Raw genomic sequence first — 12,770 nt, 5'->3', positions numbered from 1 at the left:
CGCCTCGAAAGGTGTGCCGCCATCTCACGGAAACATCAGAGCTGGCTGGGACGAGCGCGACGCTGGCAGTCGCCGGGAACAACGGTCAACTGACCATACGAAGTCTTTGCGAACTGCACGCCAACTCCTGAGTCGCGCTTGGCGCCAGGGGGATCGGCGCGAGGGCGCGGCTTGGACTATCTCCCAGAGTCCGCGGGCCCGTCGACCCGTCCGTGTGACCTGTCGCACGCCCGGTCACGTGCACGGTCGCGTGCACGGTCGAGGTCGGCCGGGGTGTCGACGTCGAGGGCCACCTCGTCGGGGTCGTCGACGAGGACCGTCGGCACGTCGGCGCACAGCCTGCGCATGCTCGTGCCGTATGCATCGCCGACCTGCTCGAGACGCGCCCACAGGGCGGGTAGCCGCCAGGCGGCACAGAGCCAGTTGGTGCGCCCGTCGGCGGTCACCGTCACGGCGAGGTCGGCGGTCTCGGGGAGCGGCCCTGCGGCATACGTGCTCGGGGGCCCGGCCAGCGCGGCGACGAGGCTCGTGACGTGCTCGTGGGTCACGAAGGGCAGGTCGGCGGCCAGGACGACGAGGACGTCCGGCGCCCCCGGCGCCTCGGCCGGCAGGGCCGCAACGGCAGCCGCGAGCCCGGCCACGGGACCTCCGCCGGGCACCGGTTCGAGCACGGCGCGTATGCCGTCGGGGACGCCCTGCGTCGGCCCGACCACGAGCGCGGGCCAGTCGCCCGCGGCATCGAGGACCCGGGCGACGAGGGGGCGGCCGGCGACCTCGAGCAGCGGCTTGTGTGAGCCCATCCGGCGGGAGGCGCCCCCAGTCAGCACGACGACGACGGGATCCGCGGCCAGGGCGCCGGGAGGGTCGCTCGGACGTTCGGGGGGCGGCACCCTCGGAGTCTGGCACGACACGTGGCAGGCTGGCCCCATGGGACGGGTCACCGTGCGGCGCAAGGTCACGACGATCGATCTCGCGACGCCCTCGACGAGCACGCGTCCCGACACGCTGACCGTCGAGGAGCCGCTCGAGCTGCGGGTGGGCGGCACGCCGCTCACGGTGACGATGCGCACGCCCGGTCACGACATCGAGCTGGTCCACGGCTTCCTCATGTCGGAGGGGCTGATCCGCTCGGCCGAGGACATCGCGCTGGCCCGCTACTGCGAGGGCGCGGTCGTCTCGGGCGAGAGCGGCTTCGACGAGAACACCTACAACGTCATCGACGTGACGCTGGCCCCCGGGGTGGCGGCGCCGGCCGCGTCGGCGACGCGATCGTTCTTCACCAACTCCTCGTGCGGGGTGTGCGGCAAGGCGAGCATCGAGCAGCTGCGGGCCCAGTCGGCCTTCGACGTGCGCTCCGACGCGACGGAGTTCGCCGCCAAGGTCATCGCCGAGCTGCCAGACGCGCTGCGCACCGAGCAGAAGTCCTTCGACAAGACCGGTGGCCTGCACGCCGCGGGCCTGGCGACCGCCGACGGCGAGCTGCTCGTGGTGCGCGAGGACGTGGGCCGGCACAACGCCGTCGACAAGGTCGTCGGGTGGGCGCTGCAGAACGGCCGCGTGCCCGGGGCCGGCTGCGTGCTCGTCGTGTCGGGGCGCGCGTCGTTCGAGCTGACGCAGAAGGCGATCATGGCCGGGATCCCTTGTCTCGCAGCGGTTTCCGCACCCTCGTCCCTGGCTGTCGAGTGCGCGGAGGACGCCGGCATGAGCCTGCTCGGCTTCGTGCGCGGCTCCCGTCTCAACGTGTATGCCGGGGCGCACCGCATCACGACCACCTGACCGCCGCGGCCCCGGCCGCGTCCCCCCGACCCCCACCCGAGCGACTGGAGGCCCACCGTGGCGATCTTCGCCATCCACTACACGTATGCCGATGACATCAGCGAGATGCTGACGATCCGGCCCGAGCACCGGGAGTGGCTCACCGGTCAGCCCGGTCTGCTCGTCGCGGGGATGTACCAGGACGGCATCGACGAGGTGAGCGAGGCCGAGCCGACCGAGCAGGAGCCGGTCAACGCGGCGCTGATCGTCTACTCGGCCGAGTCGCTCGAGGAGGTCACGGCGGCGTTCGACCAGGACCCGTACTGGCTCGGCGGCCACATCCTGCGCCGCGTCGTCCGGCGCTGGGACCCGCCGCTCGGCCCGTGGGTCGCCGACGCCACCCAGTCCCCCGCCTGAGGGGCGACGGGTCAGAGTCGGGTGACCCGGCCGGCCTCGACGTGCCAGCGCTCGTCGAGCCGGACGTTCTCGAGCAGGCGTCGGTCGTGCGACACGAGCAGCAGCGCCCCGTCGTAGGACTCGAGGGCCTGTTCGAGCTGCTCGATCGCGGGCAGGTCGAGGTGGTTGGTCGGCTCGTCGAGCACGAGCAGGTTGACGCCGCGCGCCTGCAGCAGCGCCATCGCCGCGCGCGTGCGCTCGCCGGGTGACAGCCGGCCGACGGCGCTGCCGACCTGGTCGGCATTGAGCCCGAACTTGGCGAGCAGGGTGCGCCGGTCGGCCGGGTTCAGGTCCGGCACCGCCTCGCCGAACGCGTCGCCGAGCGTCAGGTCCTCGCGCAGCCCGGTCCGGGCCTGGTCGATCTCGCCGACGTCGACGCTGGCGCCGAGCGACGCGCTCCCGGCGGTCGGCTCGACCCGGCCGAGCAGCAGCGAGAGCAGCGTCGACTTGCCCGCGCCGTTGGGACCGGTGATCCCGATCCGCCGGCGGGCCTCGACCTGCAGCGACGCAGGGCCGAACGTCCAGTCGCCCCGCCGGAGCGCCGCCTCGTTCAGCGTGGCCACGACCGAGCTCGACCGGGGCGCGGCCCCGATCGAGAACTGCAGCACCCACTCCTTGCGGGGCTCCGCCACCTCGTCGAGCCGGGCGATCCGCGACTCCATCTGCCGCACCTTGCGCGCCTGCTTCTCCGACGACTCGATGCTCGCCGCGCGGCGGTTCCTGTCGTTGTCGGGGTTCTTCTTCATCGCGTTGCGCACGCCCTTGGACGACCACTCCCGCTGGGTGCGCGCTCGCGCCTCGAGGTCCGACTTCGTGCCGGCATACGCCTCGTACGCCTCGCGGGCATGGCGCCGTGCGACCTCGCGCTCCTCGAGGTAGGACTCGTAGCCGCCGTCGTGGACGGAGACCGCGTTCTGGGCGAGGTCGAGCTCGACGATGCGGGTGACGCAGCGGGCGAGGAACTCGCGGTCGTGCGAGACGAGCACGACGCCGCCGCGCTGGCCCTGCACGAAGGCCTCGAGCCGTTCGAGCCCGGCGAGGTCCAGGTCGTTGGTCGGCTCGTCGAGGAGCACGAGGTCGAAGCGGCTCAGCAGCAGCGCTGCGAGCGCCGCACGGGCCGCCTGTCCGCCGGAGAGGGAGGTCATGAGGGCGTCGGGCCCGACCTCGAGGCCGAGCTCGGCGAGCATCGGCGGGATCCGCTCGTCGAGGTCGGGGGCGCCGCTCGCGAGCCAGTGGTCGAGGGCGACGGCATACGTCTCGTCGGCCTTGGGGTCGTCTCCCCCGAGGGCGGCCGCGGCCTCCTCCATCGCGGCCGTGGCGGCCGTCGCGCCGGTGCGGCGGCCGATGTGCCCGGCGACGGTCTCGCCCGGCAGCCGCTCGTGCTCCTGCGGCAGCCAGCCGACGAAGGCGTCGGATGGGGCGGTCGTGACCGTACCGGCGAGCGGATCGTCGACTCCCGCCAGCAGCCGCAGGAGTGTCGACTTGCCCGCGCCGTTGGCGCCCACGACGCCGACGACGTCACCGGGCGCGACCGTGAGGTCGAGGTGCTCGAAGAGGGTCCGGTGGGCGTGGCCCCCGGCGAGGTCCTTGGCCACCAGGGTCGCGCTCACGCCCCACAGCCTAGGTGCCCGGCAGCGATGCCCCCGTCACACCGGGTGCACGACGACGACGTCGCCCTCGACGAGCTGGTCGACGCCCTCGGGCACCTCGATGAGGCAGTTGGCGGCGGCGAGCGCGGTGAGGTGCCGGGCGTCGGGGGCCGTCACGACGCCGTCCTCGTGGAGCACGCTCGTCACGAACTGGACGCGCCCGGCGCGCGTGCGGCGGGTCCTGCCGACGTATTCCGCCCGCCCGGCAGGCGCTGTCGGCGCTCCGTGCCGGAGGTCGAGGGCGGGACGCACGAGCATGTGGAAGGCGACGAAGGCCCCCACGGGCGTGCCCGGCAGGCAGACGACGGGGGTGGAGCCGTAGCAGCCGAGGCCCTGCGGACCTCCTGGCTGCATCGCGAGGTGGACGAAGTCGAAGGTCGGCAGCGGCGAGCACACCTGGCGCACGACCTCGTAGGCGCCGGCGCTGACGCCCCCGGTGGTGACGACGAGGTCGACGTCCTGGTCGGCATCGAGCTCGTCGAGCAGGGCGCGCAGCTCGTACGGCTCGTCGGAGCACACCTCAGCGCGGAGCACGCGGCAGCCGGCGGCCTCGGCGAGGGCGGCGACCATCTGCGAGTTGGACTCGTGGATGCCGCCTGCGCCGGGGTCTGCCTCGGGTGGGGCGAGCTCTGCGCCGGTCGCGATGACGGCGACGCGGGTGGGGGCAGGCACCGAGGCGCTCGTGCAGCCGGCGGAGCGGGCCAGGGCGAGCAGGGCCGGCGTCACGGCGGCTCCGGCGGTGGCGATGACCGAGCCGGCCGTGACGTCCTCGCCGCGCCGTCGGACGTGCCTCCCCGGGAGCGGGGCCTGCCGCAGGGTGACGCTCTCGGGCGCCGGCCCGGTGGGGCTCGCGTCGGTGAGCTCGACCGGGACCACGGCCACCGTGCCCTGCGGCACGCGCGCCCCGGTCATGACCCGGGCGGCCTGACCGGGGACGAGGCCGAAGGCGGGGGCGGAGCCGGCCGGCACGTCGCCGACCACGGGATAGGTGCGCTGGTCCGGCGACCCGGGGCACACGGCATACCCGTCCATGGCGGAGCTGTCGAAGCGCGGGAGGTCGTCGGCGGCGACGAGGTCGACGGCGAGGCGGCGGCCCGCGGCGTGGCGGTCGAGCGGGACCTGCTCGCACGACCCCTCCCCCAGGAGCCGCTCGACGGCGGCTCGGTGCTCTGCGACGGAGCGATGACCCATGTGCGCCAGTCTGTCGTACGAGCTCCGGGGTGGCGGGCTCGGGCAGTCCGGCGGGAACGGTCTCGGGTCTGACCGAGTCAGCACCGAACGGGTCGCGCCGGCGTACCGTCGATGGGAACGGCGGCCATCCGAGGAGGATGCCATGCGACTCCAGCACCTCTGCGACGCGAGCTGGACCTACGACCTCTACGAGGCGGTCGAGCCGTCACTGGGTCGCGACGGGAGGGTCTACGGGCAGGGGACGGGCACCCTGACCGGCCGCCTGGCGGGAACCGCCAGGTGGTCGAACTTCCCTCGCCTGTGGCACGGGTACGCCTCCCCGGACGCGCGTGGCGTCATCGAGGTCGACGACGGCATCGTCCTCTACACCCTGACGGGTCTCTCGTCGCTGACCGACGGGCACGGCCTCCACGTCATGACGTTCCAGACCGAGGCGCCCTCGCACGAGTGGCTCAACACCGTGCTCGCCGTCGGCGAGGGGGTCATCGACGTGGAGCGCCGCCAGCTGCAGATGCGCTACTACGAGTGCGAGCTCGAGCTGCCCCTTGTCTTCCCTCCCAGGTGACCGACAGGTGAGCAGTCGGCCGGCTCAGCACGCGATGACGATCAGCACTCGATGACGTTGACGGCGAGACCGCCGCGCGCGGTCTCCTTGTACTTGACCTTCATGTCGCGCCCGGTCTCGCGCATCGTCTTGACGACCTTGTCGAGGGAGACGACGTGCGAGCCGTCGCCGCGCAGGGCGGTGCGCGCGGCCGTGATGGCCTTGACCGAGGCGATCGCGTTGCGTTCGATGCACGGGATCTGCACGAGGCCGCCGACCGGGTCGCAGGTGAGGCCGAGGTTGTGCTCCATGCCGATCTCGGCGGCGTTCTCGACCTGCTCGGGGGTGCCGCCCATTACGGCCGCCATGGCGCCGGCCGCCATCGAGCACGCCGAGCCGACCTCGCCCTGGCAGCCGACCTCGGCGCCGGAGATCGAGGCGGTCTCCTTGTAGATGACGCCGATCGCGCCGGCGGTGAGCAGGAAGCGGACGATGCCGTCGCGGTCGGCGCCGCGCACGAAGTTCGCGTAGTAGTGCAGGACCGCGGGGATGATCCCGGCCGCGCCGTTGGTGGGCGCGGTGACGACGCGGCCACCCGAGGCGTTCTCCTCGTTGACGGCGAGCGCGTAGAGGGTGATCCAGTCCATGCCGCGCAGCGGGTCGTCGCTGGTGCCCTCGAGGCGCAGGCGGCGGGCCAGCTCGGGTGCGCGCCGGCGCACCCGCAGGCCACCGGGGAGCACGCCCTCGGTGTCGATGCCGTTGCGCACGCACTCCTTCATGACGCGCCAGATGTCGAGGAGGCCGTCGCGCACCTCCTGCTCGGTGCGCCACGACAGCTCGTTCTCGAGCATGATCCGGGCGATCGACTTGCCGGTCTCCTTGCAGTGGGCGAGCAGCTCGTCGCCGGTGCGGAACGGGTGCGCGACGGGCGTCGAGTCCTCGACGATCCGCGTCTCGCCGTCGGCGTCGCCGCCGACGACGAAACCGCCGCCGACGGAGTAGTAGGTGCGCTGCGCGAGCGTGGCGCCCTGGGCGTCGAGGGCGGTGAACGTCATGCCGTTCGGGTGCAGTGGCAGCGTCTTGCGCCGGTGGAGCACGAGGTCCTCGTCCTCGACGAAGTCGATCGCGTGCTCGCCGAGGAGCGGCAGGCGCTTGGAGGCGCGGATGTGGGCGAGGCGGCTCTCGACAGCCCGCGGATCGCACAGCTCGGGCCGCTCGCCCGTCAGCCCGAGGATGACCGCCTTGTCGCTGCCGTGCCCGTGCCCGGTGGCCCCGAGGGAGCCAAAGAGCTCTGCGCGCACGCGGCTGACCTGCGAGAGCACGCCGCCCTCGCGCAGCCCCTCGGCGAAGAGCACCGCGGCGCGCATCGGGCCGACGGTGTGCGAGCTCGACGGCCCGATGCCGATGGAGAAGAGGTCGAAAACGCTGAGCGCCATGAAGTCCTGACTCTGTGTCGTCGTTGACGGCTGCCGCCCGGGGTGGTGGGCGACCGAACGAGCGTACGTCGCGTGGTCACCGACGCGCACATGCACGGGGAAAGCGGCGACGAATGTCGCCGACCCGGTGTGCCCAGGCCCTACCCCGCCGGTCCCCTCACCCGGTGGCGACGACCTCGTCGATGGGCCGGGTCCCGTCGTTGAAGGCGATGACGCGCCGGGCGGCGGCGTCCGGGTGCTCCACGACGGAGCGGATCACGTGGGCGACGTTGTCGCGCGACACGTGCCCGGCCGAGACGTCGTCGCCGGTCTCGATGTGCCCGGTGGCTCCCTCGGTGGTCAGGCCGCTCGGCCGCAGGATCGTCCACGCGAGGTCGGTGCCCTGCAGGTGCTCGTCGGCCGCGGACTTCGCGTCCGCGTAGGCGTAGAAGGAGCTGTCCTCCGGGGTGCCGTGGTCGGGCCCGGCACCGAAGTACGACACCATGACGTAGCGCCCGACCCCCGCCTGCGCGGCGGCGTCCATCGAGCGGATGGCGGCGTCGCGGTCGACGGCATACGTGCGCTGCGGGTTGCCGCCGCCGGCGCCCGCGGACCACACCACGACGTCGCTGCCGCGCACGAGGTCGGCGATCTGCTCGGTCGAGGCGTTCTCGACGTCGAGCACCGCTGCGGTGGCGCCGGTCTGCTCGACGTCGGAGACGTGCTCGGGGTTGCGCACCACGGACGTGACGTCGTGGCCGTCGGCGACGAGGAGCGGGGCTGCGAGCAGGGCGACCTTGCCGTGACCGCCGATGATCGTGACGCGGGACATGACTCTCCTGAAGGCTCGGGAACAGCTGTCCAGAGTTCCAACGCCGCCGTCACGGGTGCGTCTTCCCGGAACGACCGCTTGGGTATGCCGTCGGCCCGGTCCGCGGGGACCGGGCCGACGGGCGTGGTGCAGGCGCAGACCTCCGGGTCAGTCGCCTCGGCGCCCGAGGAGCCAGCCGATGAGGGCGCCGATGGCGGCCGCCGCGGCGTAGCCGGCATACCGCTGGATCAGCACCGGCATGACCGCCGAGCCGAGGTCGAGCGCCTCCTCCTCGACCTCCCGGGTGACACGTCGCGGTGCGGAGGCGACCTGCGACGCCGGGGCCGCCGAGGGTGCTGCCGAGGAGGTGTCGGCCGCGAGCGCGTCCGACCCCGTCTCGACGTAGCCGCTCGACGGTGCGGAAGCGACCGCGGCCGCAGCGGCGGGAGCGGTGGCCGCCGTCTCCGCCGCCGTCTCCGCCGCCGTCCCCTGGGGGGCACCCTCGGTCGCACCCTCGGTCTCGGGCGTGGCCTTCGGTCCGGTCAGCTGCTTCTCGATGCACGCGACGAACTGCTGGAGCAGCTTGTCCGAGACGTCCTGCATGACGCCGCGGCCGAACTGCGCCGGCTTCCCCGTGACGGCGAGGTCGGTGACGACGTCGGCCCTGGTGCCGCCCTCCGCGCTTGTGAGCTGGATCGTCACCGTGGCGCCGGCCGTGCCGTTGCCGCGCTTGTCCTTGCCCTTGGCCTCGATCACGGCGTGGTGGGCGGCGTCGTCGCGCTCCACGAAGGAGCCGGACCCCGTGTAGAGCAGAGCGATCGGGCCGAGCTTGACCTTGACTGTGCCCGAGAAGCTGTCGTCGCTCACCTCGGTGACGGTTGCGCCGGGGAAGCAGCCGCCGACCTGTTCGAGGTCCATGAAGAGGGCCCACGCGTCGTCGACCGAGGTCGGCACGGTGAAGGTGTGGGTCAGCTCCATCCGCCGATCACGCTCCTGCCGCGGCCAGCACCGCGCGTCGGGTCAGCACCGTGGCGAGGTGCTTGCGGTAGTCGGAGTCGCCGTTGAGGTCCGACGGCGGGTTGGTGCCCTCGGCCACGGACGCGACCGCCGCACGGACGGCCTCGTCGGTCGCGGGCTGCCCGACCAGGGCCTCCTCGACCGAGCGCGCGCGCAGCGGCGTCGAGCCCATGTTGGTCAGCCCGACTCGCGCCTCGGCGATGGAGCCGCCCTCGCTGCGCACCGTCGCCGCGACCCCCACGATCGACCACTGGTGGCTCACCCGGACGAACTTCTCGTAGTGCGCGCCCCAGCCGGTGTGCTTGGGGATGCGGATCTGCGTCAGCAGCTCACCCTCCCCGACTGCCGTCGTGAAGAGGTCCTCGAAGAAGTCCTCGGCCGCGACCGTGCGGGTCGAGCCGTCGGCCCCGGCGATGACGAGCTGCGCCTCGAGGGCGAGCACGGGTGCGCCCACGTCACCGGCCGGGTCAGCGTGCACGAGCGCACCGCCGACCGTGCCGCGGTGCCGGATCTGCGGGTCGGCCACGGTGTGGATCGCCTTGGACAGCACGGCCGCATGGGTGCCGACGGCCTCGGAGGCCAGCACGGCGGCATACGTCGTCATGGCGCCGATGACGAGGTGGTCACCCTCCTCGCTGATGCCCTGCAGCTCGGGGATGCGCCCGAGGTCGATGACCATCTCCGGCGCGTTGAGCCGCATCCGGAGGATCGGCAGCAGCGACTGCCCACCGGCGAGGACCTTGGCGTCGTCGCCGTGCTCGGCGAGGGCCGCGATCGCCTCCTGCACCGACGTGGGGGCGAGGTAGTCGAACTGGGCGGGGATCACGACTGGCTCCCTTCGCTCGCGGAGCCGGTATCGCCGGAGCCCCTGTCGGCCGACCAGGAGTCCGTGGACGCAGGCGTGCCGGCTCCCGGGTCCTGGTTGGGCGTGGCCTCGTCGAAGTGCGCCTGCGCGTCGCGCTGGCCCTCGGTGGTGACGGGGTGCCCGGCCTGGATGGCCTTCCACACGCGCTCGGGCGTGCACGGCATGACGATGTCGTCGACCCCGAGCGGGCGCAGGGCGTCGACGATCGCATTGACCACCGCGGGCGTGGACGCGATGGCGCCGGCCTCACCGACTCCCTTGGTGCCCAAGGCCGTGTAGGTCGCGGGCGAGGTCGTGTGGTCGGTGACGAAGCTGATCGTGTCGGCGGCGGTGGGCAGGGTGTAGTCGACGAACGAGCCGGTCACGAGGGTGCCCTGCTCGTCGTACTCCGCGCCCTCCCAGAGGGCCTGGGCGATGCCCTGGACGAGTCCGCCGTGGACCTGCCCCTCGACGATGAGCGGGTTGATGATCGTGCCGATGTCGTCGACGCAGACGTAGGAGCGCATCTTCGTCCCGCCCGTCTCGGTGTCGACCTCGATGGCGCACAGGTGGGTGCCGTGCGGAAAGGAGAAGTTCTCCGGGTCGAAGGTCGCGTCGGCGTCGATGCTCGGCTCGACCCCGTCGGGCAGGTTGTGGGCGGTCCAGCTGGCCATCGCGACCTCACCCATGCTGATGCCCTTGTCGGTGCCCTTGACCCCGAAGCGGCCGCCGGTGAACTCGATGTCGTCGACGCTGGCCTCGAGCAGGTGCGCCGCGATCGGCTTCGCCTTCTCGATGACCTTGTCGGCGGCCCGGACGACCGCCTCGGCGCCGACGACGAGCGAGCGGGAGCCGTAGGTGTCCATCCCGCGGTGCGAGATCTGCGTGTCGCCGTGCAGCACCTCGACGTCCTCGAAGGGCACGCCGAGCCGGTCGGCGACGATCTGGCTCCACGCCGTCTCGTGGCCCTGCCCGTGCGGCGAGACACCGGTGATGACCTCGACCTTGCCGGTCGCGAGCATCCGGATCCCGGCGCTCTCCCAGCCGCCGGCGCCGTAGTTGAGGGAGCCGAGGATGCGGGACGGGGCGAGCCCGCACATCTCGGTGAAGGTCGAGATGCCGAGGCCGAGCTGCACCGGGTCGTTGCTCTCCCGGCGGCGCTTCTGCTCGGCGCGCAGCTCGTCGTAGCCGAACAGCTCCTTGGCCTTGGCCGTCGCCGCCTCGTAGTTGCCCGAGTCGTACGTCATCCCCGCCACGGTCGTGAACGGGAACTCCTCGTGCCTGATCCAGTTCTTCTCACGGATCTCGAGCGGGTCGACGCCGACCTCGACGGCGAGCTCGTCCATGAGCCGCTCGATGGCGAACGTCGCCTCGGGCCGGCCCGCTCCGCGGTAGGCGTCGACCCACGTCTTGTTGGTCAGCAGCGTCCGCACGGTGAAGTGGTAGGCGTTGAACTTGTAGATGGAGTTGAACATCCAGGCCCCGAGCACCGGCGTGCCGCCGCCGACGACACCGACGTAGGCGCCGAGGTCGGCGAGCAGCTCCACCTTGAGGCCCGTGACCCGGCCGTCCTTCTCGGCGGCGAGGGTCAGCTTCTGGATCTGGTCGCGCCCGTGGTGGCCCGAGAGGATCGACTCGCTGCGGGTCTCGGTGTACTTGCAGGGCTTCCCGAGCCGGCGAGCCACGGCGATGGTCGCGAACTCCTCCGGCGTCGTCTGGAGCTTGCCGCCGAACCCGCCGCCCACGTCGGGGGCGATGACGCGGATCTTCGACTCCGGCATACCCGTCGTGGCGGCGAGCAGGAAGCGGAGGATGTGTGGCACCTGCGTCGAGGACCACACCGTCAGCTGCTCACCGGTCGGGTCGCAGACGGTCGAGCGGGGCTCCATGAACGCGGGGATGAGCCTCTGCTGGCGGTACTCCCGCTCGATGACGATGCCGTTCTCGCGGGCCTTGGTGATCTCTGCCTCGACGTCGGTGCCCGAGCCCTGCGCCGCCGAGTCCAGCGTCCAGACGGCGGAGGTGTTGGTGCCGAGGTCGGGGTGGGCGAGCACCTGGTCGGTGGCGGCCTCCTTGAGGTCGAGCACCGCCGGCAGCTCGTCGTAGTCGACGTCGACGAGCTCGGCGGCGTCGCGGGCCTCGGCGGCCGAGCGAGCCGCCACCACCGCGACGATCTCGCCGGCGCAGGCGACCCGGTCGACGGCGACGGGCAGGTGGTTCGGCGTCTTCTGCTCGCCGTTGAGCGGCCAGGCGTTGGCGAGGAGGCCCTGCCCGTCGGCCACGTCGCGCCCGGTGAAGACGCCGATGACGCCGGGCGCCTTGCGCGCCTCCTGGGTGTCGATCGCCGTGATCGTCGCGTGCGCGAAGGGGCTGCGCACCATCGCCAGGTGCAGCATGCCGGGCAGCTGGATGTTGTCGGTCCAGCGGGTGCGGCCGGTGATGAGGCGCTGGTCCTCCTTGCGGGTGCGGGCCTTGCCGATCTCGCCCGCGGCCTCCTGGTCGGAGGGGCGCTCCTCGGTGATCGTCATGACGACACCGCCTGCGAGCTGAGGTCCTTGGCCGCCTGCTGAACGGCCTTGACGATGTTGTGGTAGCCGGTGCAGCGGCAGAGGTTGCCCTCGAGGCCCTCGCGGATCTCCTGCTCGCTCGGGTCGGGGTTCTCCTTGAGCAGGTCACACGCCTGCATGATCATGCCCGGGGTGCAGTAGCCGCACTGCAGGGCGTGGCACTCGTGGAACGCCTGCTGCATCGGGTGCAGCTGCCCGTCGGTGGCCAGCCCCTCGATGGTGGTGACCTCGCGGCCGTCGGCCTGGACGGCGAGGACGTTGCACGACTTCACGCTCGTGCCGTCGAGGTGGACGGTGCAGGCACCACAGTTGCTGGTGTCGCAGCCGATGACGGTGCCGGTCTTGCCGAGGGTCTCGCGAAGGTACTGGACCAGTAGGGTCCTGGGCTCGACCTCGTCGGAGTAGCTCACCCCGTCGACGGTCACGTTGATTCGGGTCATGCTTGTCGGTCCTCCTGCCACGCTGCAGTTGAGTTCTCTGACTTCCCCTGGCTGAGTGTTACTCGGCATCAAGGACTCCAC

At 72.3% G+C, this 12,770-nt stretch carries 12 protein-coding genes; 3 read left to right on the top strand and 9 right to left on the bottom strand.

Annotated elements, in window-relative coordinates; genetic code table 11:
- Positions 1-176 precede the first annotated feature (176 nt).
- Entirely contained in the window at positions 177-890 is a 714-nt protein-coding gene (locus tag LQK93_RS09860; protein ID WP_374971363.1) for a molybdenum cofactor guanylyltransferase, read from the bottom strand.
- A 37-nt stretch (positions 891-927) separates the two neighbouring features.
- On the opposite strand from LQK93_RS09860, the gene fdhD reads away from it, so the two are divergent.
- Together fdhD and LQK93_RS09850 are read left to right on the top strand one after the other, a co-directional pair.
- Positions 928-1,776 carry a formate dehydrogenase accessory sulfurtransferase FdhD gene (fdhD, locus tag LQK93_RS09855; protein WP_374971362.1) on the top strand — a complete coding sequence of 283 codons (849 nt, stop codon included), beginning with the start codon at positions 928-930 and terminating at the stop codon, positions 1,774-1,776.
- A 57-nt stretch (positions 1,777-1,833) separates the two neighbouring features.
- Positions 1,834-2,172 carry a YciI family protein gene (locus LQK93_RS09850; RefSeq protein WP_374971361.1) on the top strand — a complete coding sequence of 113 codons (339 nt, stop codon included), beginning with the start codon at positions 1,834-1,836 and terminating at the stop codon, positions 2,170-2,172.
- A gap of 11 nt (positions 2,173-2,183) precedes the next feature.
- On the opposite strand, the gene LQK93_RS09845 is transcribed toward LQK93_RS09850, so the two are convergent.
- Complete coding sequence (locus LQK93_RS09845) at positions 2,184-3,821, bottom strand: ABC-F family ATP-binding cassette domain-containing protein (protein WP_374971360.1); 1,638 nt, start codon at positions 3,819-3,821, stop codon at positions 2,184-2,186.
- A 36-nt stretch (positions 3,822-3,857) separates the two neighbouring features.
- Positions 3,858-5,051: a gephyrin-like molybdotransferase Glp gene (glp, locus tag LQK93_RS09840; RefSeq protein ID WP_374971359.1), complete on the bottom strand. Its 1,194-nt coding sequence runs from the start codon at positions 5,049-5,051 to the stop codon at positions 3,858-3,860.
- A 142-nt stretch (positions 5,052-5,193) separates the two neighbouring features.
- Between glp and LQK93_RS09835 the strand changes: the two genes are divergently transcribed.
- Positions 5,194-5,616 (top strand): hypothetical protein, encoded by a 423-nt coding sequence (locus tag LQK93_RS09835; protein ID WP_374971358.1) that lies wholly within the window; start codon positions 5,194-5,196, stop codon positions 5,614-5,616.
- Between the two features lie 41 nt (positions 5,617-5,657).
- On the opposite strand, the gene LQK93_RS09830 is transcribed toward LQK93_RS09835, so the two are convergent.
- The 6 genes from LQK93_RS09830 to LQK93_RS09805 all read right to left on the bottom strand — a co-directional run bounded on the left by LQK93_RS09830 (position 5,658) and on the right by LQK93_RS09805 (position 12,689).
- Entirely contained in the window at positions 5,658-7,031 is a 1,374-nt protein-coding gene (locus tag LQK93_RS09830) for an L-serine ammonia-lyase (protein WP_374971357.1), read from the bottom strand.
- Positions 7,032-7,188: 157 nt separating this feature from the next.
- Positions 7,189-7,842: an NAD(P)-dependent oxidoreductase gene (locus LQK93_RS09825; RefSeq protein WP_374971356.1), complete on the bottom strand. Its 654-nt coding sequence runs from the start codon at positions 7,840-7,842 to the stop codon at positions 7,189-7,191.
- Between the two features lie 147 nt (positions 7,843-7,989).
- On the bottom strand, positions 7,990-8,799 hold the full coding sequence (locus LQK93_RS09820) for an SRPBCC family protein (protein ID WP_374971355.1): 810 nt from the start codon (positions 8,797-8,799) through the stop codon (positions 7,990-7,992).
- A gap of 7 nt (positions 8,800-8,806) precedes the next feature.
- Positions 8,807-9,664, bottom strand: coding sequence for an FAD binding domain-containing protein (locus LQK93_RS09815; RefSeq protein ID WP_374971354.1), 858 nt, complete (start codon positions 9,662-9,664; stop codon positions 8,807-8,809).
- Positions 9,661-12,210 (bottom strand): xanthine dehydrogenase family protein molybdopterin-binding subunit, encoded by a 2,550-nt coding sequence (locus LQK93_RS09810; protein ID WP_374971353.1) that lies wholly within the window; start codon positions 12,208-12,210, stop codon positions 9,661-9,663. Before LQK93_RS09810 ends, LQK93_RS09815 begins: the two co-directional genes overlap by 4 nt.
- Positions 12,207-12,689, bottom strand: a complete 483-nt coding sequence (locus LQK93_RS09805; protein ID WP_374971352.1) for a (2Fe-2S)-binding protein — start codon at positions 12,687-12,689, stop codon at positions 12,207-12,209. Before LQK93_RS09805 ends, LQK93_RS09810 begins: the two co-directional genes overlap by 4 nt.
- Between the last annotated feature and the right edge of the window lie 81 nt (positions 12,690-12,770).

The sequence above is a fragment of the Terrabacter sp. BE26 genome, from assembly GCF_041941675.1.
Classification (GTDB): Bacteria; Actinomycetota; Actinomycetes; order Actinomycetales; family Dermatophilaceae; genus Terrabacter.
Note: the sequence above shows the minus strand (reverse complement) of the source record. Positions and strands in the feature narration are given on the sequence as shown.